Raw genomic sequence first — 24,194 nt, forward strand, 5'->3', positions numbered from 1 at the left:
GCCGGCGGCGCCGGGAGCCGTCGGCCCGCGTCCGGAGGGGGTTACGACGTGGTGACCTGAAGGTGTTTCACACCGTTGATCCAGGCCGAGCGGAGCCGGTCCGGGTCGCTGACCAGCCGGAGGCCCGGCATCGCGTCGGCGATCGCGTTGAAGATCAGGTCGATCTCGAGGACGGCCAGGGACTTGCCGAGGCAGTAGTGGGGGCCGCCGCCTCCGAAGCCGAGGTGGGGGTTGGGGTCGCGGGTGATGTCGAAGTCGTCGGGGTCGGCGAAGACCTCGGGGTCGTGGTTGGCGGAGGCGTAGAAGACGCCGACCCGGTCGCCCTTGCGGATCAGCTTGCCGCCCAGTTCGGTGTCCTGGGTGGCGGTGCGCTGGAAGGAGTTGACCGGGGTGGCCCAGCGGACGATCTCCTCGGCCGCGGTCGACGGGCGCTCCCGCTTGTAGAGGTCCCAGGCGTCGGGGTGGGTCAGGAACGCGTGCATGCCGTGGGTGATGGCGTTGCGGGTGGTCTCGTTGCCGGCCACCGCGAGCATCAGCACGAAGAAGCCGAACTCGTCGGAGTTGAGGTTGCCCTCGTCCTCGGCGGCGACCAGGGTGGAGACGATGTCCTTGGCCGGGCACTGCTTGCGGTCGGCCGCCATGTTCATCGCGTAGGCGATCAGCTCGGTGGCGGACTCGGCGCCCACCTCCTCGGTGATCGCGTACTCCGGGTCGTCGTACGAGATCATCTTGTTGGACCAGTCGAAGATCTTGGCCCGGTCGTCCTGCGGGATGCCGATCAGTTCCGCGATCGCCTGGAGGGGGAGCTCGCAGGCGACCTCGGTGACGAAGTCGAAGGGGCCGGAGTGGGCGCGGGCCGCGTCGACGATCGACCCGGCGCGGGCGCGCAGCCGCTCCTCCAGGGCGCGGATGGAGCGCGGGGTGAAGCCGCGCTGGATGATCTGGCGGACCCGGGTGTGCTCGGGCGGGTCCATGTTCAGCAGGATCAGCCGCTGGGCGTCGATCGCGTCCCGCTGCATATGCTCGCCGAAGCGGATGATCGCGGTGTTGACCCAGGACGAGAAGATCTCCGGGTGCGTGGAGACGTACTTGACGTCCGCGTGCCGGGTGACGGCCCAGTAGCCGTCGTCCTGGAAGCCCGCGATGCCGTGCGGCTGTTCGATCCAGCGGACCGGTTCCGCCTGGCGCAGTTGGGCGAACTCCGGGAGCGGCACCCGGTGATGGAGCAGGTCGGGGTCGGTGAGGTCGAACCCGTCGGGCAGCGCGGGACAGGGCATGAGCGACTCACTCCCACCGTGTACGAGCCTGGACATGTGCCTCTGACGCATTCTGACGATCCATCAGAAATGGCGGTTGCCGTGAAGGTAATAACGGGTTCTACAAGTCGCAAGAGGCGCGGTCCCCCCAATTGCATGCACCCCTCTTGCGGTTGTGGACGGACTGTCAGCAAACTGCACGCAGAACTAGTACGCGTTCTAGTTCTGCGTGGCGGGCCGGGCCGGGACGCCCCTGCGCCGCGCGGGTGACCGAGGAGAGGACCGAGCCCCCATGGCCGCGGAACCCGTGATCGTCGAAGCCGTACGCACCCCCATCGGCAAGCGCGGTGGCGCGCTCGCCAACCTGCATCCCGCCTACCTCCTGGGCGAGACCTACCGTGAACTCCTCGGCCGCACCGGCATCCCCGCCGACGCGGTCGAGCAGATCGTCGGCGGCACGGTGACCCACGCCGGCGAGCAGTCCATGAACCCCGCACGCACCGCCTGGCTCACCATGGGGCTGCCGTACGAGACCGCGGCCACCACCGTCGACTGCCAGTGCGGCTCCTCGCAGCAGGCCTCGCACATGACCGCCAACATGATCGCCGCCGGGGTCATCGACGTCGGGATCAGCTGCGGGGTCGAGGCGATGTCGCGGGTGCCGCTGGGCTCGGGCTCCAAGCACGGGCCGGGCAAGCCGTTCCCCGACGAGTGGAACGTGGACCTCCCCAACCAGTTCGAGGCCGCCGAGCGCATCGCCCGCAACCGCGGCCTGACCAGGGAGGACGTCGACGCGCTCGGGCTGCTCTCGCAGGAGCGGGCGGCGCACGCCTGGGCCGAGGAGCGCTTCAAGCGCGAGACCTTCGCCGTCCAGGTGCCGACGACGGAGGAGGAACAGCACGCGGGGCAGGGCATGTGGCGCCTGGTCGACAGGGACGAGGGGCTGCGGGACACGTCGGCCGAGGCGCTGGCGGGCCTGAAGCCGGTGATGCCGACGGCCGTCCACACGGCCGGCAACTCCTCCCAGATCTCGGACGGCGCGGCCGCCATCATGTGGGCGTCGAAGCGGATGGCCCGCGCCCTGAAGCTCCGCCCCCGCGCCCGGATCGTCGCCCAGGCCCTGGTCGGCGCCGACCCGCACTTCCACCTCGACGGCCCGATCGACGCGACCCGCGCCGTGCTCGGCAAGGCCGGCATGACCCTGAGGGACATCGACCTCGTCGAGATCAACGAGGCGTTCGCGTCCGTGGTGCTCAGCTGGGCCCGGGTCTTCGAGCAGAACCTGGACAAGGTCAACGTCAACGGCGGCGCGATCGTCCTCGGCCATCCGGTCGGGGCCACCGGCGCCCGCCTGATCACCACCGCCCTGCACGAACTGGAGCGCACGGACAAGGAGTTCGCCCTCATCACGATGTGCGCAGGCGGCGCCCTGGCAACCGGGACGATCATCCAGCGGCTGTAGCGCCCCAAAGGGGCGCGGGGAACTGCGCGACCAGCCACGACGGCGCCGCGGCCGAACTCGAACGACAGGCGTCACCCGGGAGCCGACGCCATCACCGGCTCCCGGTCTTCCTTGTCGGCCCCCGCCGCCCGCAGGGCCCGCGGCCCCTGCAGCAGATAGCCGACGCCGAAGCCCGCGCCGACCACCGCCGCACCGCCCACCGCGTCCAGGACCCAGTGGTTGCCGGTGCCGATGATCGCCGAGACCGTGAAGAGGGGGTGGATCAGGCCGAGGACCTTCAGCCACCACTTGGGGGCGACGACGGCGATGACGATCCCGCACCACAGCGCCCAGCCGAAGTGCAGCGAGGGCATCGCCGCGTACTGGTTGGTCAGCTCGGTGAGCGTGCCGTAGTCCGGCTTGGCGAAGTCCTGCGGGCCGTGCACGGTGTCGATGATGCCGAGGCCCGGCGTCAGGCGGGGCGGGGCCAGCGGGTAGAGCCAGAAGCCGATCAGGGCGAACGCGGTGGCGAAGCCGAGGGCGGTGCGGGCCCAGCGGTAGTCGACCGGGCGGCGGACGTAGAGGACGGCGAGGACGGTCAGCGGGACGACGAAGTGGAAGGACTCGTAGTAGAAGTCGAGGAAGCTCCGCAGCCAGCCGATGCCGTACACGGTGTGGTTGGCCCAGTGCTCGATGTCGATGTGCAGGAACCGCTCGATGTCGTGGATCCGGTACCCGTGGCGCTCGGCGCGGGCCCGCCCGGAGGTGCCGTTCCCGTCCCCGGCGGCGGCGAGCCTGATCTGCTGGTAGACGAAGTAGACCAGCCGCATCGCGACCAGTTCGAGGAAGAGGTTGGGGCGGGTCAGCACCCGGCGCAGGGACGCGGTCAGCGGGACCTGCCGGAAGCGGGCCGGTACCGGCTCCGCGTAGTCCGTCGGGACCGGGCGGAGGAACTCCGGGGCGGTGCGGGACAGGAAGGGGACGACCGTGGCCGCGGCCAGCGCGGCGAGCAGGACCGCGTTGTCGCGCACGGGCACGAAGAGCGACTGGTTCGGCAGCATCGCCTTGGCGGGCAGCGTCATCACGAGGACGACCACCACCGGCCACACCGACCGGTCCGCCGCCCGCCGCCCGGCCCGGCCGACCACCGCAAGCAGCACCCACAGCAGCTGGTGCTGCCAGGCGGCCGGTGACACCGCCACCACCGCACAGCCGGTGATCGCGACCGCCAGCAGCAGTTGCCCGTCCCGGGCGTAGCGCACCGCCCGGCGCAGCGCGAGGGTGGCCACGCCCGCGGCGAGCGCCAGGAACAGGACGATCTCCAGCGGGCCGCTCAGTCCGAACCGCAGCAGGGCACCGTGCAGCGACTGGTTGGCGAGCGCGTCGGCCTCGCCGCCGAGGCCCACGCCGGCCGTGTGGTGGACCCAGTAGGTGTACGAGTCGTGCGGCATCGCCGCCCAGGCCAGCACCGTGCAGGCGGCGAAGGTCGCGCCGGTGGTGAGGGCGGCCCGGCGGCGGCCGGTGAACCACAGCAGCGGCGCGAACAGCAGCAGGGCCGGCTGGAGGGCGGCGGCCAGCCCGATGCACAGCCCGCTGTCGCGCTGCCCGCGGGCGGCGAAGCAGCCGAGCAGGACGAGCAGGACCGGGATGATGCTGGTCTGGCCGAGCCAGAGGGTGTTGCGGACCGGCAGCGAGAGCATCAGCAGGCTGATCGCGACCGGCGCGGCCAGCAGCGAGGTGCGGCGGCTCACCGGCTGGGGCAGAGCGCGGGCGGCGACCAGGCCGAGGGCGACCACCAGCAGCAGCGTGCCGAAGGTCCAGCCCCAGCCCAGGGCCTGCTCGGCGGCTCTGGTGAGCGGCTTGAGCACCAGCCCGCCGAAGGGGGTGCCGGTGAACTGCGTCGAGTCGTACAGGGAGCCCTTGACGTGCAGCACGCCGTCCGGGCCGACCCAGGTCTCCAGGTCCGTCAGCCGTTCCCCGCTCGGGGTGCTGAGGACGGCGGCCACCTGCCGTACGGCAAGGATCGCGGCCACCGCCCACAGGCCGAGCCGGGCCATTCTGAATCGTGCTCCGGCCTCCGCCCCGCCGAAAGCCTCCCCCGGTCGTCCTCCGTGCTCCACGTTCGCCACGCCTCGCCGGCCTCCCGCCCCGTCCCGCGCATCGTTCTGAGAACCCTATGAGGCTCCCACCACCTCTGGACACAGACGCAGGCAACCCCCTCGTCACCTGACGTCCGCCCGTCTTTTGTCCGGAAGACGTCAGTGCGCGAGGGGTGGGGTTGCGCCCACGGAGGGCGACAAGGATCACAGTGCGCGGCCCGCATACCGCTGCGGGAGGGGGCAGACATCCCTGCACACACCGCGTTTAGCTGCACTGTGCACGTAAGCGCGTACGCGACGTAACGCCCCCAAGTACTCCTATCGTCGCTTTTCGGCTCGTCCGCCGCCGTACGGGCCGCGCCCCCGTCCCCCACGAAAGGTAGGCGAGCCCCGTTTTGGCGACCGCCACAGCCGTCACCCCGTCCACCCGTACGGCCACCGCACCCGGCCCCGCCCCCACCGTCACCGACCCCGCGCTGGTGAAGCGCGCCGTGAAGGCGGCCGCGCTCGGCAACGCCATGGAGTGGTTCGACTTCGGCGTCTACAGCTACATCGCGGTGACCCTGGGCAAGGTCTTCTTCCCGTCCGGCAGCCCGACCGCCCAGCTGCTGTCCACGTTCGGCACCTTCGCCGCGGCCTTCCTGGTCCGCCCGCTCGGCGGCATGGTCTTCGGCCCCTCGGCGACCTCCCCCACGCCTTAAGGGCGCGGGGGGACCCCCAGGCCGCCAGAAGGTCCTCGCCGTCACCATGATCATGATGGCGGCGGGCACCTTCGCCATCGGCCTGATCCCCTCCTACGCCACGATCGGCGTCGGCGCCCCGCTGCTCCTCCTCGCCGCCCGCCTGGTGCAGGGCTTCTCCACCGGCGGCGAGTACGCGGGCGCGTCCACGTTCATCGCCGAGTACGCGCCGGACAAGAAGCGCGGCTTCTTCGGCAGCTGGCTGGAGTTCGGCACGCTGGCGGGCTACATCGGCGGCGCGGGCCTGGTGACCCTGATGACGGCGCTGCTCTCCTCCGACGACCTGACGTCCTGGGGCTGGCGCATCCCGTTCCTGATCGCGGGCCCGATGGGCATCATCGGCCTCTACCTGCGGATGCGCCTGGAGGAGACCCCGGCGTTCGCGGCCGAGGCCGAGAAGTCCGGACAGGCCCGCCCGAAGGTCCCCCTGCGCGAGATGATCACGGGCCAGTGGCGGGCCCTGCTCCTCTGCATGGCCCTGGTCCTGGTCTTCAACGTCACGGACTACATGCTGCTGTCGTACATGCCCAGCTATCTCACCAGCGAGCTGAAGTACGACGAGACGCACGGCCTGCTGGTCGTCCTCGGCGTGATGACGCTGATGATGATCGTGCAGCCGTTCGCCGGAGCCCTGACCGACCGGGTCGGCCGCCGCCCGGTGATCGCGGCGGGCTGCGCGGGCTTCCTCTGCCTCTCCGTCCCCGCCCTCCTCCTGATCCGCCAGGGCAGCCTGCTCGCGGTCGCCCTCGGCATGGGCGCCCTGGGCCTCCTCCTGGTCTGCTTCACGGCAGCGATGCCGGCCGCCCTCCCGGCCCTCTTCCCGACCCGGGTCCGCTACGGCTCCCTGTCGATCGGCTTCAACATCTCGGTCTCCCTGTTCGGCGGCACGACCCCGCTGGCGGTGACGGCCCTGATCGGAGCGACGGGAAACCTGATGATGCCCGCGTACTACATGATGACCGCAGCCGTGACAGGCGGCTTCGCGGCCTGGCGCATGGCAGAGACAGCGGGCCAGCCCCTTCCGGGCTCGGCGCCTTCTGTGGAAGCGCCCCGGTAGGAGCGCCCCTGAAGGGGCGCGGGGCTGTATCAATGTGCGGCTCCGCCGCGGGGGCGCGCCCAGCCCTCGCCAGCCCGCAGACAGCCGAGGAGCGAGCGCCCCGACAGGGGCGCGGGGAACTGCGCGACAAGCCCCCACGCACGCGCAGCCGACCGACAACGGTCAGCCCCCTCTCCTGCCTCACCCACCTGCACGCATCGAACCAACCGCCCACCCCGCCCGTACCCTCGGTCGACAGGCGGTAGCTGTCCGGAACAGGGCCCAGGAACCATGCCCTCCGCTATACCGTCTGTAGTCGGTGATCCACACACGGGCGGAGGGCATCGGTTCATGATCGGCCAGCGGAGACCTCGCCGACGCACACGTTTACTCGCGGTCCTCCTCATCCTCACCGGCATCCAGCTCGGCTGGCTCGCCGCCCCCGCCTTCGCCTGCGCCTGCGGCGCCCTCGTCCCCGGCGCCACCCAGCAGGTCACCGTCGGCCGCGAGGAATCCGTACTGCGCTGGGACGGCACCCGCGAACAGATCGTGATGCGTCTGACGGTGGACGGCGACGCCGACGCCGCCGCCTGGATCATGCCCGTCCCGCACCGCGCCACCGTCGCCCTCGCCGACCCGGCCCTCTTCGACCAGCTGCACACCCTCACCGCCCCGGCGCACCGCACCCGCTACCACTTCTGGCCCGAGGACGGCGACTGGCCCCTCACCAACGGCGGCGACACCTCCACCGGCCCGCCCGGCACCGGCGCCACCGCCCCCGGCGTCGCCGTGGTCGACCGCCAGCGGCTCGGCCCGTTCGACGTGGCCCAGCTGACCGCCACCGACTCCGGCGCCCTGAGCGGCTGGCTGCGCAGCCACGGCTTCCCCTTCCCGCCCCGCCTGAACACCGCGCTCCAGTCCTACGTCGCGGACCACTGGGAGTACGTCGCGGTCAGACTCGCCCCCGAGACCGCGGACACCGCACTGCACGGCGCCCTCGACCCGCTCCACCTCGCCTTCGCCAGCGACAGCCCCGTCTACCCGATGCGGCTGTCCAAGCTCGCGGCCACCCCGCAGTCGCTCGGCCTGTACGTCCTCGCCGCGCACCGCATGGAGCCGCGCTCGGCGATCGGCGGCGATCCCCCGCGGGTCGTCTACGCCGGCCGTCTCGGCCACCCGACCGGCGAGCTGGCCGAGCTGGCCGCCGGCACCCCGTACCTGACGGCGATCGGCCAGGAGTTCCCGTACCCGTCCCGGATCTCGGCCGACCACGTGCTGCGACGGGCGTCCTCGGACACCCCGTTCCAGCAGGTGATCTACGAGGACCGGCTGCGCGAGGTGGCCGGGATGCCGGCCTGGCTGGTGACGGTCGGCGGCGCGCTGCTGCTGCTCGTCGCGGTCACGTCCCTGGCGGCCGTACGACGCTCCCGCCGCCCGTCCCCGCCGCCCCCGCCGGTGCAGCCACCGCCCCCGCCGACGCACCCGCCGACGCCCCCTGCGCCGATCGGCTGAGTTCCGTCCGGCACCGGGGCGGTGGATCACCGGCGCGCCCGCCGCCTCAGTAGTGCTATCCAGGTAGCTGTCACCGGACAGTCATCTGAATAGGCGAAAGGCAGCGGACACATGAGCGGCTCTCAGCTCTGGGACGACGTCGACTTCTACTTCACCAGCCACCTGTCACCGGACGACGAGGCGCTCCAGTCGGCCCTGCGGGAGAGCGAGGCGAACGAGCTCCCGCACGCCAACGTCACCGCCAACCAGGGCAAACTGCTCCAGCTCCTCGCCCAGATCCAGGACGCCCGGAACATCCTGGAGATCGGCACCCTCGGCGGCTACAGCACCATCTGGCTGGCCCGCGCCCTGCCCGCCGACGGCAGGCTGATCTCGCTGGAGTACAGCGCCCGGCACGCCGAGGTCGCGGTCCGCAACATCGCCCGCGCGGGCCTGGAGAAGGTCGTCGAGGTGCGGGTCGGCCCCGCCCTGGAGTCGCTGCCCAATCTCGCCGACGAGAACCCGGCCCCCTTCGACCTGGTCTTCATCGACGCCGACAAGGCCAACAACCCCAACTACGTGGAGTGGGCGCTCCGGCTCACCCGCACCGGCAGCCTGATCGTCGTCGACAACGTGGTGCGCGGCGGCCGGGTCGTCGACGCCGAGAGTGCCGAGCCGGACGTGGTCGGCACCCGTGCCGCGATCGAGCTGATCGCCGCCCACCCGAGGCTGAGCGGCACGGCGATCCAGACGGTCGGCAGCAAGGGCTACGACGGCTTCGCGCTGGCGAGGGTCCTCGACTGACCCCCCGGCTCACCGGAAAGGCGTCGCTCAACCCTCGTGGTAGAAGCCCACGTTGACGCTGCGCGGGGCGGTGCGGTCCCGGACGACGATCTCGCCGGAGCCGCCCCGGGGCAGCGCGACCGTGCCGCCGTACGCGATGGCCTGGGCGTACTCCCCGACCTTCAGCAGGACCTCGGAGGACGGTTCGGGCTGGGAGCCGCGCAGCCAGGTGACCTGCCAGCCGCCCTCGGGTCCGCACAGGAACTCCAGGTGGACCCGGGAGACGAACAGCCAGTCGTCGGGCGTGGCGAGCCGGCAGACGGAGGCGTCGCGGCCCACCCGCAGCACGGCGCCCGGGTCGCTGGGCGCGTCGGCCATGAGCATTCCGGCCGTCTCGCCCGCTTCTCCGGACACGGAGGCCATGGTGAGTTCGAGCACGTGCGTTCCCCCTGCGCGGTTCCTGAATCCTTGTTGGATCTCCGGCGCATGATAAAACGCCCGGCCGGGCCGCGTCCGGCACAATGGAGTCATGACCGAGCGAAAGCCACCCGGGGTACCGTTCGAGTCCTGGGTCGACAAGCAGATCGGGGACGCGCAGCGGCGCGGCGAGTTCGACCGACTACCTGGCCTGGGCGAGCCGTTGCCCGCAGGCCTGGACTCGTCGTACGACGAGATGTGGTGGATCAAAAGGAAGCTGGCCCGGGAGGGCCTGGCGATGCTGCCGCCGACGCTCGCCCTGCGCAAGGAGGCCGAGGACGCGCTGGCGGCCGCCTACGCGGCGCCCTCGGAGCGGATCGTCCGCAGGATCATCGAGGAAGTCAACGTCCGGATCCGCGACATGATGTTCAAGCCGCCGCCCGGACCCCCGCTGGGCAAGAAGCCGTACGACGTCGACGAGGTCGTACGCGAGTGGCGGGAGCGCCGGGCGGCGGCCGGGACGGAACCGGACGCGGACCCGGGGCCGGACGCACGCGGGTGACTCACATGTGCAGCAGCCGGTCCGCCAGTTCGCGGTAGTCGCGCAGGGCCAGCCGGAGCTGCTCGGTGTCCGCGCTGCCGGGGCGGTCCGCGTCGGCGGACTGCCAGCTGCCGCGCAGGGTGCGGCGGCGCCGGTCGACGGCGTCGGTGAGGCGGGCGCTGATCTCCTCGACGGCCCGGTCGGCCTCCTCGACGGCCGTGCGCGGCTCGTCGACGAACCCGGTGACCGCGTGCGCCAGCCGCCGTTCCAGCTGTCCGCACTCCTCAGGTGGCATCAGCAGCTCACCGCGGCCCGCGGCCGTCTCCCGGCCGTCCCGGTAGTCCCGGTCGTCCATGCGTGCGGGTTCCTCCTGTCCCGGGGTTCCCCCGCTCACGGAGGCCCAGTCGGTGGTCCTCTCGTCACGTCCCGGCATCGCTGTACCGCCGGGATTCACGTCGCCGCCGATGGGACGGCGGTCCGGTCCGGTCCTGGCGTCGGTCATGTCGGTCAACTCTCCTTCGGACGGCTCTGGTCGGCGGACCAGGGCAGACGGCCGCCGGTGCCGGCACCGACACCGGCGCGGTGGCGGCCGGACTCGCGGGACGACGGGGTGACCAGGTCGTCGAAGAGGAAGCGGGCCTCGATCACGGCCGCCCGCATCTCCTCGGTGCCGGCCCGGCTCCGCGGCGACCCGGCCGTGGGCGGCTCGGCGGCGCGGTGCACGCGGCGGTAGCCGTCGACGTGGTCGGCGTGGTGCACGGAGAGCGCGGCCACCTGGTCCTCGTACTCGGCACCGGCCGGGAAGCCGCGGTCGGCGGCCAGTTCGGCGAGCAGCCGGTCGATCTCGGTCACGGACTCCCGGGGCGAGTCGACGAAGTGTTCCTGTGCGGTGGTCCAGCGGGCCGCGTAGCGTTCGCGTTCCGCCGGTTCCAGATCACGCTCGTGCAGTGCGCCGTGGCGCTGTACCCGCTCGGCGAGTTCCTGCTCGGCCGCCCTGGTGTCGCCGCCGTGCTGGGCCACCGTCCGCTCGTACTCCGGCCCGAAGCGCCGCTTCAGACCGTGCGGGCCACTGCCCTTGGAGCGCACGGCCAGTACGGCCGCGACTACCACCACGGCGGCCACGATCACGATTGCGATGATCAAGCCTGTGGACATGGTTGCCTTCCGGTGTCTCGGCCCGACGGGCCGTCTCCCCCTACGGGTGACCCGCACTGCGGACCCCAAACAGCCCGGCAGGACGGAGCCGGCCCGAGCCCGCCGATATCCGGTTGCGCGAGCCGCCCCGGTCCGCCGGAGACTACGGACCATGACCTCCTGGACGACCGCCCCCGAACACCCCGACTCCCCGGCCGCCCGCGCCCTGTGGCGGGCGTACTACACGGAGGTCAGCGACCGCTGGTACCTGCTCCACGAGGGCCGCCGCACCGACCCGGCCGAGCTGGAGCGGGAGATCGCCGCCCGGACGGGCTCCGAACTTGCCCCGCCCACCGGGCGGTTGCTCATCGCGCGGTACGACGGCGACCCGGCCGGCAGCGCGGGTGTACGGCTCCTGGACCCGGCCACCGCCGAACTCACCCGGGTCTTCGTGCACGAGGGGCTGCGCGGCCGGGGCGGCGCCGCGCTGCTCGTCACGGCGGCCGAGGACGCGGCCCGCGCCCTGGGGGCCGCGCGGATCCTCCTGGACACCCGCACCGACCTGGTGGAGGCCCGCGCCCTGTACGCGCGGCTCGGCTACACGGAGACCGGGCCGCACAACGACGACGTCTACGCCGGGCACTGGTTCCGCAAGGAACTCGTCAGCTGACCGGCCGGGTCGCCGGGTGCTGCGGCTGCTCGCGTTCGGTGCCGCACAGCTCGTCGGTCAGTTCGCGCACCAGGCGGTCCAGGTCGGTCGGCCGGTCCGGGGTCCACCAGTCGCCGAGGAGTTCGGCCAGGGACTCCTCGCGGGCCCCGGCGAGTCGTTCGGCGGCCTCGCGGCCCTGGCCGGTGAGGGTCAGGTCGAGGCCCAGGCGGTCGGCGAGATGCCGCTCCTCCAGCTGGCGGGCCCCCTCCAGGACGACGTTCATCGGGACCGGGCCGCGCTCGGCGAGCCTGCCCGGCTCCACCGAGCCGTACTTCCGGATCCGCAGCAGCATCCACCCGGAGGCGGGCAGCAGGTCGGCGTACCCGGCCCGGGTGTTGATCTTCCGGTAGACCTCCCGGCGCCCCTCCCGGGTGCCGAGCAGGGACAGCGCCCGGGAGCACTCGTCGTAGGACGACCGCTGGACCGGGTTGGGCGGGATGGTCTCGGAGGCGTCCGGCGCGGTGACCGAGCCGCGCAGCCGGTCCTCCTTGAGGAACCAGGCGAGGACGAACCCGAGGAGGGCGACCGGAGCGGCGTACAGGAACACGTCGGTGATCGAGGACGCGTACGCGTGCAGGGCCGCCGGGCGCAGCGCGGGCGGCAGCGCGGCGATGCCCCGCGGGTCGGCCTTGAGGGAGCCCGGGGTGGCGCCGGGCGGGAGCCGGACGCCCCGGAAGGCGTCGGCCAGCTTGTCGGCGAGCCGGCTCGCGAAGACCGAACCGAAGACGGCGACGCCGAAGGAGGCCCCGATGGAGCGGAAGAAGGTCGCACCGGAGGTGGCCACGCCGAGATCCTCGTACGACACGGAGTTCTGCACGATCAGCACCAGCACCTGCATGACCAGCCCGAGGCCCAGGCCGAAGACGAAGAAGTAGCCGCTCATCTCGGCGGTCGAGCTGTGCTCGTCGAGCCGGTGCAGGAGCAGCAGCCCGATGGTGGTCACGCCGGTGCCTGTGACCGGGAACACCTTCCAGCGCCCGGTACGGCTGACTATCTGCCCGGAAATCGTCGACGACAGCAGCAGACCGATCACCATCGGCAGCATGTGCACGCCCGACAGGGTCGGCGAGATGCCCTGCACGACCTGGAGGAAGGTCGGCAGATAGGTCATCGCGCCGAACATCGCGAACCCGACGATGAAGCTGATCAGGGCGGCGAGGGTGAACGTGCGGATGCCGAAGAGCTTCAGCGGGAGCACGGGTTCGGCGGCCCGCCGCTCGACGGCCACGAACGCGACGGCGAGGACGACTCCGAGCACCACGAGCCCGATGATCTGCGGCGAGCCCCACGCCCAGGTCGTCCCGCCCAGCGAGGCCACCAGCACCAGGCAGGTGGCGACGGCGGCGATCAGGAAGGTGCCGAGGTAGTCGATGACGTGGTGGGCGCTCCGGCGCGGGATGCGCAGCGCGGCCGCGATCGCGGTGAGCGCGACGATGCCGACGGGCAGGTTGACGTAGAACACCCAGCGCCAGCTCAGCTGCTCGGTGAGCACCCCGCCGAGCAGCGGCCCGAGCACACTGGTCGTACCGAACACGGCGCCGAACAGCCCCTGGTAGCGCCCGCGGTCACGCGGCGGCACGATGTCCCCGACGATCGCCATCGACAGCACCATGAGCCCGCCGCCGCCCAGCCCCTGCAAGGCGCGGAAGCCGATCAGCTCGCCCATGTTCTGGGCCATCCCGCACAGCGCCGACCCGACGAGGAAGATCACGATCGCGAGCTGGAAGAGCCGCTTGCGCCCGTACTGGTCGCCGAGCTTGCCCCACAGCGGGGTGGCCGCGGTGGCGGCCAGCAGGTAGGCGGTGACCACCCACGACAGGTGCTCAAGACCCCCGAGGTCGCTGACGATGGTCGGCAGGGCCGTCGACACGATCGTCTGGTCCAGCGCGGCCAGCAGCAGCCCGAGCAGCAGCGCACCGATCGGGACCAGCACATTGCCGGGTACGCGTTCCGCGTCCTTCGCCGGGGTGTGCGTCGTTTCCAGGGCCATGGAGACCTCCCGGGGCTTTCGGCCATCTTCCATCGTGGACGGTGTCGACCGGTATGGCCCGTCGAGTCCGCTTCGGTACCTGTGAGACGGGAGATTCCAGCGAACGTACGTGTGGGTGCTCTGCATAATCTGTGGAGTTCGTGAGGGGAGGGACGAATGCCGTGACGGATACGACCGGGGGCCACCAGTGCCCGGAGTGCGGGACACCGAAGGGGCCGGACGGCTCGCCCTTCTGCGACTGCAACCGGCGCACCTCCGACGCCCTGCGCGACGCACGCACGGCCGAACAGGCGGCCGCCGAGGACTTCGACCCGCTGCGGATACGGCCGTACGTCGACATCGCGGGCGACCCGGGCGACGCTGCCGACGGCGGGGAGACCGCGCCGCTGCCGGTGACCGCGCCGGTCACGGTGCCGGCCGAGGTGACCGTGCCGCTGCGGGCGGTGCCCGCCGACGCCCCCGGCCCGGTCGGGGCTCCGGAAGCTCCTCGCCGGCGTCTCCGGTGGGCCCTGCTCCTGGCGGCCGCCGGGGCGGTGACCGGGATCCTCGCCGTGGCGGGGTTCGCGAGCGGGCTGTTCGCCGACGCGACGCCGAGGCGGGACAGGGCGGCACCGGCGGACGTACGGGAGAGCGTCCCGGACGTGACCCCGAGCACGGCGTCGCATTCGGCCGCGGCGCCGGTGCCGTCGCCGCGATCCGCGCCGCCGACCTCGTCGTCCGGGTCCGCGAGCCCGAGCGCGTCGCACTCGCCGTCCCCCGCGCCGTCCAGTACCGCCCCGTCCCCGGCCCCCTCCCGCTCGGCCACGCCGACCGAGTCGGCGTCGACGACGGGCACGGCGGCCTCCGCCCGGCCCACCTCGGCACCGGTCCTGCGCCCCGGCGACACCGGGGCGGAGGTGACGGAACTCCAGCAGCGGCTGGCCCAGCTGAACCTCTACACGGGGACGGCCGACGGCCACTACGACACCAAGACCGAGGACGCGGTGCGGACGTACCAGCTGGCGCGGGGGATCCTGACCGACGAGGCGGGGGTGTACGGAGCGGCTACCCGAGCGGCACTGGAGTCGGAGACGACGGAGCCGTAGGGAGTGCGCCGGTCAGGGGCGGTGGCGGTGGTGGTGTGGCTGCGGGTGAGTGGGGGGGCTGGTCGCGCAGTTCCCCGCGCCCCTTACGGGGCGCTGCCCAGCCGCGCCCTACATACATAGCTGCGGGCAGGCGTGCCGCAGGGCGGCACGGGTGGGCGCTGGGGGTCCCCCCGGCCGAAGGCTGGGGGAGGCACCCTGCCAACGCCGGTAAGTGACACCCCCGCCCTCAGGCCCCGCCGACGTGCACCCGGAGCGACCCGTCCGCCACCGCCTCCACCCGCACCCCCGTCAGATCCCGCACCACCGCGTCCGGCCTGTGCACCCCGGCCCGCGCCCCGACGCCCACGACCCGCATCCCCGCCGCCCGCCCGGCCGCGATCCCCGCGCCCGAGTCCTCGAACACCACGCAGTCGGCCGGAGCGACCCCCAGCTCCGCCGCCCCCTTCAAAAAGCCCTCGGGGTCCGGCTTGCTGGCGCCCACCGACTCCGCGGTCACCCGCACCGCCGGCAGCGGCAGCCCGGCCGCGGCCATCCGTGCCGTCGACAGCGCCACGTCCGCCGAGGTCACGAGCGCGTGCGGCAGCCCCGCCAGGGACGCGAGGAAGGCCGCGGCGCCCGGGACCTCCACCACGCCGTCCACGTCGGCCGTCTCCTCCGCCAGCATCCGCGCGTTGTCCGCGAGGTTCTGCTTCACCGGCCGGTCCGGCAGCAGCACCGCCATGGACGCATGCCCCTGGCGCCCGTGGACGACCTTCATAACCTCGTCGCCGTCCAGCCCGTGCCGCTCGGACCAGCGCCGCCAGATGCGTTCCACGGCGGCGTCGGAGTTGACGAGGGTGCCGTCCATGTCGAGCAGGAGGGCGCGGGCGGTGAGGACGGTGGCCGTCATCAGGCAGCTCCTATGCACAGGCCGAAAGCAGGCCGGGAAGAACAAGGCGGCCCCGCCCGCCGGTCAGGGAAAACGGGCGGGAGCCACTTTGTTTCTCCACGGTACAAAACAGAACACCGATCCCGCCACCGCCTTCGCCGACCGTTCACCGAGTCTTCAGCTCGGCAGGTCGGACCGGGGCGGGCCACAGCGCGCCGGACCGGGCCACGGCGAGCCGGCGAGCCGACGACCCGGACCGCACTCGGCAGGCCACAGCGGGCCGCAGGAAGCCCCCGGCCGGCCAGGACCCGGCCGGCTCAGGCCGCGATCGCCTCCCACAGGCTCCACACGCCCAGCACCAGCATCAGCACCGCCGCGATCTGCGTGATCAGCCGCAGCGGCACCTTCTTCATCAGCGCCTTGCCGCCGACGATGCCGAGTCCGGCCACCGCCCACAGGCCGAGCACCGCGCCGAGGCCGACGGAGAGCGGGTCGTCGTAGCGGGCCGCGAGGTTCGCGGTCATGATCTGCGTGAGGTCCCCGAACTCGGCGACCATGATGAGCATGAATCCGGTGCCCGCGACCTTCCAGAAGGACTGGTCGGCCGGCTTGCGGATCTCCTCTTCCTCCTCGCCCTTCTTCAGCAGCAGCACGGCCGCGCCGCCGAGGAAGAGCACGCCGGTCAGCGCGTGCACGATCTGCTGCGGGAGCAGGGTCAGGACGCTGCCGGCCGCGACGGCGAGCACGACGTGCAGCAGGAAGGCCGCGGCGACACCGGCGAAGACGTACGACGCCCGGTAGCGCGTGCCCAGGACGAGGCCGGCGAGCGCGGTCTTGTCGGGCAGTTCGGCGAGGAAGATGACGCCGAAGACGAGCGCCGTCACGGTGATGCTGATCAAGGGTCCTCAATCGGTCGGGGGCCAACCCACCGAGAGCACCGCACTTCGCAGACGAACACCTCGGCAGGGCAGCACACACGATCACCCGTGCCGTACGGCACGGGAGTGCACTGCTTGCCGAAGGTCTCGCTGGCGGCCCCTGACCGAGATGGCCGAGGTCCGCCTCCGGGCGCCGGCTCAGACGAGCTGAGCAGTATGTCGACGGTCCGGCGAAGAGCTACTCCCCTTCAACGCCGTCAAGAGTACGTGACCTCGCCACCTATCCCAAGGCCGGAGCTCCCACCTGTGAGTCACGTCGCACATCTTGTCGTGTCATGAACACGTCACTAGTTTCTTACCGAACGCTCACCCATCGGCAACACGGCGGCGCGAGCATTCCCTCGCTCGCGCTCCAACACCCCCACCCCACAAGGGAGTTCGCATGCCGAAGTTCTACGCGCGTCGACGAACCAGCATACTCGCGGCTCTTACCGGTCTCATAGCCTCCGTCGCACTGTTCAACTCCCCGAGCGCCTCCGCCGCCCTGCCCACCCCGGTCAGCGCGTCCACCGCCCGCACCTACCTCGCCTCCCTCACCGTGGCGACCGAGGTCAGGACCGGCTACGCGCGCGACCTGTTCCCGACCTGGGACACCATCAGCGGCACCTGCAACACCCGTGAGTGGATCCTCAAGCGCGACGGTACGAACGTCGTCACCAACTCCGCCTGCACCGCCACCAGCGGCAGCTGGTACTCCCCCTACGACGGCGCCACCTGGACCGCCGCCTCCGACGTCGACATCGACCACCTCGTGCCGCTGGCCGAGGCCTGGGACTCCGGTGCCCGCAACTGGACCACCGCCCAGCGCGAGGCCTTCGCCAACGACGTCACCCGCCCGCAGCTCCTCGCCGTCACGGACAACGTGAACCAGTCCAAGGGCGACCAGGACCCGGCCACCTGGATGCCGTCGCTCACGTCCTACCGCTGCACCTACGTCCGCGCCTGGGTCCAGGTGAAGTACTACTACGACCTCTCGGTGGACTCCGCCGAGAAGAGCGCGCTCACCAGCTACCTCTCCGCCTGCTGAACCGACCGGGCGCAGCGGCGTCCCGCTTCCCCTGCGTTCCGGCCACGCTCCGCTCCCTCTCCGGAACTCCTCCGGATCTCCTCCGGGTCTCCTCCGGCTCTCTTTCCGGCGTCGGCACCTCCCCGCCGGCCTCCGTCGTTCCGTACCGTACGGGGCGACGGAGGCGAACCGACCGAGGAAGAGAGCGGAGCGATCGTGGCCGGACTGCGCCTGGGACCGCTGCTGAGGTACACCGACGGCTCGTCGGCGACCGTCTGGGTCGAGGCGAGCCGTCCGTGTACCGCCGAGGTGCGCTGCGCGGACGGCGCCGGCGGCACCGCGCGCACCTTCCAGGTGGCCGGCCACCACTACGCCCTGGTCCCGGTCACCGGTCTGACTCCGGGTACGTCACCGTCGTACGACGTCCTCCTGGACGGCACCCGCGTGTGGCCGCTGCCCGGCTCCCCTTTCCCGCCCTCGGAGATCCGCAGCCCGGCCGCCGGCGCCGGCCTCGACGTCGTCCTCGGCTCCTGCCGCTGGGCCGCCCCGCCGGCCGACGGCCACGACCCGGTCGGCCCGGACGCCCTGGACAGCCTGGCCGCGCGCATCGCCGCCGGCGGTCAACGGCCGGACGTGCTGCTGCTGTTGGGCGACCAGGTGTACGCCGACGAGACCTCAGCGGCCACCCGGCACTGGCTGGCCGCCCGCCGCGACCTCGCGGAAGCACCCGGCGCCGAGGTCGCGGACTACGAGGAGTACACCCGCCTCTACCACGAGTCCTGGCTGGACCCGGAGGTGCGCTGGCTGCTCTCCACGGTGCCCAGTTGCATGATCTTCGACGACCACGACGTCATCGACGACTGGAACACCTCCGAGGCCTGGCTGGCCGACCTGCGTGCCAGCCCCTGGTGGCAGGAGCGGCTGCTGAGCGGGCTGATGTCGTACTGGGTCCATCAGCACCTGGGCAACCTCTCGCCGGCCGACCTGGCCGCCGACCCGGTGTACGCGGCCGTGCGCTCCGCTCCCGACGGCACCGAGGAGCTGCGCGCCTTCGCCGCCGGGGCCGACGCCGATCCGGCCTCGGTGCGGTGGAGTTACCGGCGTGACTTCGGGCGGGTGCGGCTGCTGATGGTGGACACCCGGGCGGCGCGGGTGCTCGACGAGCAGAGCCGCGCCATGCTCGACCCCGGCGAGGCCGAGTGGCTGCGCGAACAGGCGCTGGACGGCCGGGAGTCGTACGACCATCTCCTGGTCGGCACCTCGCTGCCCTGGCTGCTGCCGCACCTGATACACGACGTCGAGGCCTGGGACGCGGCGCTGTGCCGGGGCGAACGCGGCGCCCGCTGGGCGGAGTTCGGGGAACGGCTGCGCCGTGCGGCCGACCTGGAGCACTGGGCGGCCTTCCCGGAGTCCTTCGCCGAGCTGGCCGCCCTGTTCGCCCGGACCGGCTCCGGTCCCGGAGCGCCCGCCTCCATCTGCGTGCTCTCCGGAGACGTCCATCACGCGTACGTCGCCGAGCCCGCGTGGCCCGCCGGAGCCGCCCCCGACTCCCGTGTGCTGCAACTCACCTGCTCCCCCGTCCACAACTCCGTGCCGCCGACGATCCGGGTCGGTTTCCGGTTCGGCTGGAGCGCCCTCGCCCGGTTCCTCGGACGGCGGTTCGCCCGGCACGGGCGCTGTGCGCGACCACCGGTGACATGGCGGAAGAGGGGCGGACCGTGGTTCGGCAACCAGCTCATGACGCTGACGCTGCACGGCCGTTCGGCCCGGCTGCGGCTGGAGCGGGCCCGGCGGGACGGAACCCTGGAGACCGTGGAGGAGTCCGTCCTCACCACGCCATGAGGGACGACTGAGGGACATCCGAGGGGCAACTGGGGTGTGTGTGGCGCACGTTGGCAACTGTTAACCGCGACGGCATGATGAGGCGGACCGTCCGCTTCCTGATCCCGTGCGGACGGTGTTCCTGCCCTGCGCCCCCACCCGCCCGGGAGTCACGTCCTTGTCTTCCTCCCCACAGGAGTCCCCCCAGCACCCGGTCCCGGAGCCGATCCAGGAGCCGGTCCAGGAGCCGGTCCAGGACCCGGCCCTGGAATCCGTGCCGGTCTCCGTCGCCCTGGTGGGCGCCGGCCCGCGCGGCACCAGCGTCCTGGAACGGCTCTGCGCCTCCGCCCCCGAACTGCTGCCCCCGGGCCGGCGCCTCACGGTCCATGTGATCGACCCGGCACAACCGGGCCCCGGCCGGGTCTGGCGTACGACGCAGTCGGCGGAGCTGCTGATGAACACCGTGGCGAGCCAGGTCACCCTGTTCACCGACGCCAGCGTGGACTGCGCGGGCCCCGTCCTGCCCGGCCCCAGCCTGCACGCGTGGGCGGCCGGCGAGCTGGGCCCCGACGACTACCCGACCCGCGCCCACTACGGCCGTTACCTGGAGTGGGTGTTCGCGCGGACGGTCTCCCGGGCACCGGCGGCGGTCCGCGTCGAGACGCACCGCGCCCGCGCCGTACGGCTCGACGACGCCCCCGACGGCCGCCAGACCCTCACTCTGGACGACGGCCGCACGCTGCCCGGCCTGGCGGCGGTGGTGCTGGCCCAGGGCCATCTCCCGGCGACGGCGTCCGCCGGGCAGCGCCGGCTCGCCGCCCACGCCGCCCGGCACGGCCTGCGGCACATCCCGCCCGCCAACCCGGCCGACGTCGACCTCACCCCGCTCGCGCCCGGCGAACCGGTACTGCTGCGCGGCCTGGGCCTCAACTTCTTCGACCACCTGGCCCTGCTGACCACCGGCCGGGGCGGCCGTTACACCCGCACCCCCGACGGCACCGCCCTGCGCTACACCCCCTCCGGCCGCGAGCCCCGCCTGTACGCGGGCTCCCGGCGCGGCATCCCGTACCAGGCACGCGGCGACAACGCCAAGGGCCCGCACGGCCGCCACACCCCGCTCCTCCTCACCCCCGAGGTGATCACGGGTTTCCGCAGCCGCGCGGACTCCGGCGCGGCGCCCGACTTCCTCGCGGAGATCTGGCCACTGGTCGCCAAGGAGGTGGAGACGGTCTACTACGCGGCCCTGACCGGCGACCCGGAGTTCACCGAGCGCTTCCTCGCGGCCGGCGGCCGGCCCGCGGAGACGGCCGTACTCGACGCCCACGGCGTGCCGGAACCGGACCGCTGGTCCTGGGAGCGGCTCCAGCACCCGTACCGGGAACGGAAGTTCACCGGTCCCGAGCAGTGGCGGGCCTGGCTCCTGGGATATCTGCGCGAGGACGCGGCACAGGCCGCCCTCGGCAATGTGCGGGGCCCGCTCAAGGCCGCCCTGGACGTGCTGCGCGACCTGCGCAACGAGATACGGCTGATCGTCGACCACGGCGGCCTGGCCGGTGCCTCCCGGCGCGCCCATCTGGACGGCTGGTACACCCCGCTCAACGCCTTCCTGTCCATCGGCCCGCCCCGCCGCCGGATCGAGGAGTTCGCCGCGCTGCTGGCGGCGGGCGTGGTGGAAGTGCTGGGTCCGGGGCTGGAGGTGGACCTCGGGGACGGCGCCTGGGTGGCCCGCTCCCCCGAGATACCCGGCTCGGCGGTCCGGGTGACCACCCTTGTCGAGGCCCGCCTCCCCGAGCCGGACCTGCGCCGCACCGCCGACGCACTGCTGGCCGGACTGCTCCGCGAGGGCGCGTGCCGCCCGCACGTGGCGGACGGCCACGAGACCGGCGGCGTCGACGTGACACCGCGCCCGTACCGCCTCATCGGCCGTCACGGCCGCCCGCACGCACGGCGGTTCGCCTTCGGGGTGCCCACGGAGGGGGTGCACTGGGTGACCGCGGCGGGAGCCCGGCCGGGCGTGGACTCGGTGACCCTGTCGGACGCGGACGCGATCGCGCGGGCAGTACTCCGTATCGCCGCGGCCGCGCCGGGATCACGGCCGGAGGCGGCCCCGGAACGGCCGACGGCGGCCGAACGGAACACACCGGTCACCGTATGACACTGCATGACACCGCATGACACACGCCTGACCCTCCGCTGATAACCCTTTGCCGAACATACGAAGCCCCCGTGACACTCCTGTCACACCCCCCGCGTACGCTGTATGGCTGTCGTCGGGGGGCGCAACAGGACAATCGCGGGGGAACCGTCGTGTGGGAAAGCGTGGGCTCACTGGAGGCCGGGCCATGGATATACGCCATGGTGGCCCTCTCCGTGCTGCTTGATGTGTTCCTGCCGGTCCTGCCGAGCGGGGTGCTCGTCATCACCGCGGCCACCGCAGCGGCGGGCACCGGAGCGTCGGCCGGACAGGTCCCGCCGCACGCCCTGCCGGACATCCTGGCGCTGACCCTCTGCGCGGCCACCGCATCGGTCCTCGGCGACCTGGTTGCCTACCGGCTGGCCCGGCGCGGCGGGGCCCGCCTGGACCGCGCCATCGCCCGCTCCCGGCGGCTCAGCAGCGCGCAGGAACGTCTCGGCGAGGCCCTGTCCCGAGGCGGCGGCGCGCTGGTGGTACTGGCCCGCTTCGCCCCGGCCGGCCGCTCGATCGTCTCCCTCGGCGCCGGCGCGACCCACCGCAGCGTCCGCGACTTCCTCCCCTGGTCCGCCCTGGCAGGCCTGACCTGGGCGATCTACAGCGTTGCCCTCGGCTGGCTGGGCGCCCAGTGGCTGGGTGCGACCTGGATGGCGACGGCGGTATCGGTCGCAGCGCTGTTCGGCGCGGGAGCGGGCGCGGGGTACCTGATGCGAAGACGCCCCGCCTGAACCATGCCTCGCCCACCCGGCAAGCGCCGGTGAGCATCCCCACCCTCCTGCCTCAGCCCCCGCCCGCGGCCGCCTGCCCCCGCACCTCCAGTCCCCCCAGCAACGCGGCGGTGGCCTCCGCAACCGCATCCACCGCCCGCTCGAACACCTCCCGGTTGTGCGCGGCCGGCGCCCGGAACCCGGACACCTTCCGCACGTACTGCAACGCGGCAGCACGGATCTCGTCCTCCGTGGCCTCCTCGGCCAGCTGAGGCGGACGCAGGGTCTTGATACTCCGGCACATGTCCCCAGTCTCCCGCAGACCCCCTCCTTCCTGCGAGGATCTTCCAGAGGCGGCCACCGCTCCCGGGGCCGACCGACGAGAGGACAACTCCATGCCGAACAGCCCGAACAGCCCGGACACGCCGAAGGCTCCCGCCCCTCACCTCACCGTCGCCGTCCTCGGCCCCGGCGGCGTCGGCGGCCTGCTCGCGGCCCTGCTCTCCCGCTCCGGCCACCGCGTCCTCTGCCTCGCGAGCGAGGAGACCGCGCACACGCTCCGTACCACCGGCATCCACGTCCGCAGCCCCCTGTTCGGCGACTTCACGGCCCCCGTCGAGGCCGACACGGCCCTCCGCGAACCGGTCGACACCTGCCTGGTCACCGTCAAGGCCACCGCCCTGGACGCGGCCCTCACCCGGATCCCGCCCTCGGCCCTCGGCGACGCCCTCCTCGTACCGTTCCTGAACGGCGTGGAACACCCCGCGCTGCTGCGCGCCCGCTACGCCCCGGACCGCGTGGTTCCGTCCGTGATCCGCGTCGAGTCCACCCGCACGGCCCCCGGCCTGGTCGAACACACCAGCCCCTTCGCGGAGATCGACCTGACCGGCGCCAAGGTCCCCCGCCCCCGCCTGGAGGCCCTGGCCGAAGCCCTCACCGCCGCCGGCCCGGCCACCCGCGTCCTGGACGACGAAACCACCACCCTCTGGGCGAAGATGGCGTTCCTCGCCCCGCTCGCCCTTCTCACCACCCGCTACGCCCTCCCCCTCGGCGAGGCCCGCACCCGGCACCGCGAGGAACTGGCGTCCCTCGTGGCGGAGACGGCGGCGGTCAGCCGGGCCTGCGGCGCCCCCGCCGACCCGGCCCGGGCACTGGCCCGCTACGACGCCTTCCCGCCCGCCACCAAGTCCTCGATGCAGCGCGACGCGGAGGCCGGCCGCCCGCTCGAACTCGACGCGATCGGGGGCGCGTTGCTGCGCGCGGCGGACCGGCACGGCGTACCCGTGCCGGTGACGGCACGCATCGTCAGGGAGTTGCGCGAGGCCGGACGCTAGCGGCTGCCGCGCCCGGGGGTACGCCCGGGGGCTCGGGCGGCGGCGACGAAGGCGGCCATCTTCTCGCGGCTCTTGACCCCCGGCGCGGTCTCGACACTGCTGGAGACGTCCACGCCGTAGGGCCCGAACTCCTCGATGACACCGGCCACGTTGTGCTCGTCGAGGCCGCCGGCGATCACCACCTTCCCCGGCACCCCGCCGACCCAGTCGGGGATGTCCTCGAACACGCCACTGCCGGCGCTGGCGTCGTAGAAGAAGTACTGGAGCGCCTCCGGCTTCCCGGGCGGGGTGCCGGAGGCGAGGGCGAGGTTCGGGATGTCGGCCGTCTCGTAGATCTGGACGGTGTCGAAGTGCCCGGCGACGGCGGCCGTCTCGGCGTGGGTCAGGGCCACGGCGAAGACGGTGATCCGTCCCCGGGCGTATTCGGCGAGCGCCACGGCCCGCTCCGGCGGGCAGTACCGCTTGCTCTTCGGGGTCACGACGATCCCGACGGCGTCGTATCCCAGCTCGACGGCCCAGTCGATCTGCTGCTCCTGGGTGAGCCCGCACACCTTCACGAACGTCGGCTGCCGCTGCCCGCTCATCCTGTCCTTGCTCCGTTCTCCCG

At 72.6% G+C, this 24,194-nt stretch carries 21 protein-coding genes and 1 pseudogene; 12 read left to right on the top strand and 10 right to left on the bottom strand.

The window, feature by feature from the left end; translation table 11 throughout:
• Positions 1-41: 41 nt before the first annotated feature.
• A complete protein-coding gene (locus tag SSP29_RS16610; protein ID WP_089101404.1) occupies positions 42-1,277 on the bottom strand; it encodes a cytochrome P450 in 1,236 nt (411 codons plus the stop codon).
• A gap of 271 nt (positions 1,278-1,548) precedes the next feature.
• On the opposite strand from SSP29_RS16610, the gene SSP29_RS16615 reads away from it, so the two are divergent.
• Positions 1,549-2,718 (top strand): steroid 3-ketoacyl-CoA thiolase, encoded by a 1,170-nt coding sequence (locus tag SSP29_RS16615; protein WP_089101405.1) that lies wholly within the window; start codon positions 1,549-1,551, stop codon positions 2,716-2,718.
• A 71-nt stretch (positions 2,719-2,789) separates the two neighbouring features.
• On the opposite strand, the gene SSP29_RS16620 is transcribed toward SSP29_RS16615, so the two are convergent.
• The gene (locus tag SSP29_RS16620; RefSeq protein ID WP_089101406.1) at positions 2,790-4,826 is read right to left on the bottom strand and encodes a bifunctional glycosyltransferase 87/phosphatase PAP2 family protein; all 2,037 of its coding nucleotides are present in this window, start codon (positions 4,824-4,826) and stop codon (positions 2,790-2,792) included.
• Positions 4,827-5,233: 407 nt separating this feature from the next.
• Between SSP29_RS16620 and SSP29_RS16625 the strand changes: the two are divergent.
• From SSP29_RS16625 to SSP29_RS16635, 3 genes and pseudogenes are all read left to right on the top strand, one after another.
• Positions 5,234-6,593 (top strand): annotated as a pseudogene (locus SSP29_RS16625) (MFS transporter); the annotation flags it as partial.
• A gap of 330 nt (positions 6,594-6,923) precedes the next feature.
• Positions 6,924-8,084 (top strand): DUF2330 domain-containing protein, encoded by a 1,161-nt coding sequence (locus SSP29_RS16630; protein ID WP_174855966.1) that lies wholly within the window; start codon positions 6,924-6,926, stop codon positions 8,082-8,084.
• A gap of 111 nt (positions 8,085-8,195) precedes the next feature.
• Entirely contained in the window at positions 8,196-8,867 is a 672-nt protein-coding gene (locus SSP29_RS16635; RefSeq protein WP_089101407.1) for an O-methyltransferase, read from the top strand.
• A gap of 27 nt (positions 8,868-8,894) precedes the next feature.
• On the opposite strand, the gene SSP29_RS16640 is transcribed toward SSP29_RS16635, so the two are convergent.
• Complete coding sequence (locus tag SSP29_RS16640; protein ID WP_089101408.1) at positions 8,895-9,284, bottom strand: FHA domain-containing protein; 390 nt, start codon at positions 9,282-9,284, stop codon at positions 8,895-8,897.
• A 91-nt stretch (positions 9,285-9,375) separates the two neighbouring features.
• Between SSP29_RS16640 and SSP29_RS16645 the strand changes: the two genes are divergently transcribed.
• On the top strand, positions 9,376-9,825 hold the full coding sequence (locus SSP29_RS16645) for a DnaJ family domain-containing protein (RefSeq protein WP_089101409.1): 450 nt from the start codon (positions 9,376-9,378) through the stop codon (positions 9,823-9,825).
• 1 nt (position 9,826) lies between these two features.
• Here SSP29_RS16645 and SSP29_RS16650 read toward each other — a convergent pair whose 3' ends face one another.
• Positions 9,827-10,306 carry a hypothetical protein gene (locus SSP29_RS16650; protein WP_089101410.1) on the bottom strand — a complete coding sequence of 160 codons (480 nt, stop codon included), beginning with the start codon at positions 10,304-10,306 and terminating at the stop codon, positions 9,827-9,829.
• A 5-nt stretch (positions 10,307-10,311) separates the two neighbouring features.
• Positions 10,312-10,959 carry a hypothetical protein gene (locus tag SSP29_RS16655; RefSeq protein ID WP_089101411.1) on the bottom strand — a complete coding sequence of 216 codons (648 nt, stop codon included), beginning with the start codon at positions 10,957-10,959 and terminating at the stop codon, positions 10,312-10,314.
• A 151-nt stretch (positions 10,960-11,110) separates the two neighbouring features.
• Here SSP29_RS16655 and SSP29_RS16660 point away from each other — a divergent pair, with 151 nt between their 5' ends.
• Positions 11,111-11,608 carry a GNAT family N-acetyltransferase gene (locus SSP29_RS16660; protein ID WP_089101412.1) on the top strand — a complete coding sequence of 166 codons (498 nt, stop codon included), beginning with the start codon at positions 11,111-11,113 and terminating at the stop codon, positions 11,606-11,608.
• Here SSP29_RS16660 and SSP29_RS16665 read toward each other — a convergent pair.
• Positions 11,601-13,637, bottom strand: coding sequence for an MDR family MFS transporter (locus SSP29_RS16665; protein ID WP_167449926.1), 2,037 nt, complete (start codon positions 13,635-13,637; stop codon positions 11,601-11,603). The two genes, SSP29_RS16660 and SSP29_RS16665, sit on opposite strands and share 8 nt — an antisense overlap.
• 161 nt (positions 13,638-13,798) lie before the next feature.
• Between SSP29_RS16665 and SSP29_RS16670 the strand changes: the two genes are divergently transcribed.
• Complete coding sequence (locus tag SSP29_RS16670; protein WP_089101414.1) at positions 13,799-14,722, top strand: peptidoglycan-binding protein; 924 nt, start codon at positions 13,799-13,801, stop codon at positions 14,720-14,722.
• A gap of 226 nt (positions 14,723-14,948) precedes the next feature.
• On the opposite strand, the gene SSP29_RS16675 is transcribed toward SSP29_RS16670, so the two are convergent.
• Positions 14,949-15,611, bottom strand: coding sequence for an HAD-IA family hydrolase (locus SSP29_RS16675; protein WP_089101415.1), 663 nt, complete (start codon positions 15,609-15,611; stop codon positions 14,949-14,951).
• A gap of 296 nt (positions 15,612-15,907) precedes the next feature.
• A complete protein-coding gene (locus SSP29_RS16680) occupies positions 15,908-16,489 on the bottom strand; it encodes a TMEM165/GDT1 family protein (protein WP_089101416.1) in 582 nt (193 codons plus the stop codon).
• Positions 16,490-16,910: 421 nt separating this feature from the next.
• Here SSP29_RS16680 and SSP29_RS16685 point away from each other — a divergent pair, with 421 nt between their 5' ends.
• The 4 genes from SSP29_RS16685 to SSP29_RS16700 all read left to right on the top strand — a co-directional run bounded on the left by SSP29_RS16685 (position 16,911) and on the right by SSP29_RS16700 (position 22,274).
• Positions 16,911-17,555, top strand: a complete 645-nt coding sequence (locus tag SSP29_RS16685) for an HNH endonuclease family protein (protein WP_089101417.1) — start codon at positions 16,911-16,913, stop codon at positions 17,553-17,555.
• 195 nt (positions 17,556-17,750) lie between these two features.
• Positions 17,751-19,376, top strand: a complete 1,626-nt coding sequence (locus SSP29_RS16690) for an alkaline phosphatase D family protein (RefSeq protein WP_089101418.1) — start codon at positions 17,751-17,753, stop codon at positions 19,374-19,376.
• 205 nt (positions 19,377-19,581) lie between these two features.
• Positions 19,582-21,510, top strand: coding sequence for an FAD/NAD(P)-binding protein (locus SSP29_RS16695; RefSeq protein WP_438363797.1), 1,929 nt, complete (start codon positions 19,582-19,584; stop codon positions 21,508-21,510).
• 152 nt (positions 21,511-21,662) lie between these two features.
• Complete coding sequence (locus tag SSP29_RS16700; protein ID WP_167449927.1) at positions 21,663-22,274, top strand: DedA family protein; 612 nt, start codon at positions 21,663-21,665, stop codon at positions 22,272-22,274.
• Positions 22,275-22,326: 52 nt separating this feature from the next.
• Here SSP29_RS16700 and SSP29_RS16705 read toward each other — a convergent pair whose 3' ends face one another.
• Complete coding sequence (locus tag SSP29_RS16705; RefSeq protein ID WP_174855967.1) at positions 22,327-22,557, bottom strand: DUF2277 domain-containing protein; 231 nt, start codon at positions 22,555-22,557, stop codon at positions 22,327-22,329.
• Positions 22,558-22,648: 91 nt separating this feature from the next.
• Here SSP29_RS16705 and SSP29_RS16710 point away from each other — a divergent pair, with 91 nt between their 5' ends.
• Positions 22,649-23,587 carry a ketopantoate reductase family protein gene (locus SSP29_RS16710; protein ID WP_089101420.1) on the top strand — a complete coding sequence of 313 codons (939 nt, stop codon included), beginning with the start codon at positions 22,649-22,651 and terminating at the stop codon, positions 23,585-23,587.
• Here the strand turns inward: SSP29_RS16710 and SSP29_RS16715 are convergent.
• Positions 23,584-24,171, bottom strand: a complete 588-nt coding sequence (locus SSP29_RS16715; RefSeq protein WP_089101421.1) for a phosphoribosylanthranilate isomerase — start codon at positions 24,169-24,171, stop codon at positions 23,584-23,586. The genes SSP29_RS16710 and SSP29_RS16715 overlap by 4 nt on opposite strands.
• Positions 24,172-24,194 lie beyond the last annotated feature (23 nt).

The organism is Streptomyces hyaluromycini, from assembly GCF_002217755.1.
GTDB lineage: Bacteria > Actinomycetota > Actinomycetes > Streptomycetales > Streptomycetaceae > Streptomyces > Streptomyces hyaluromycini.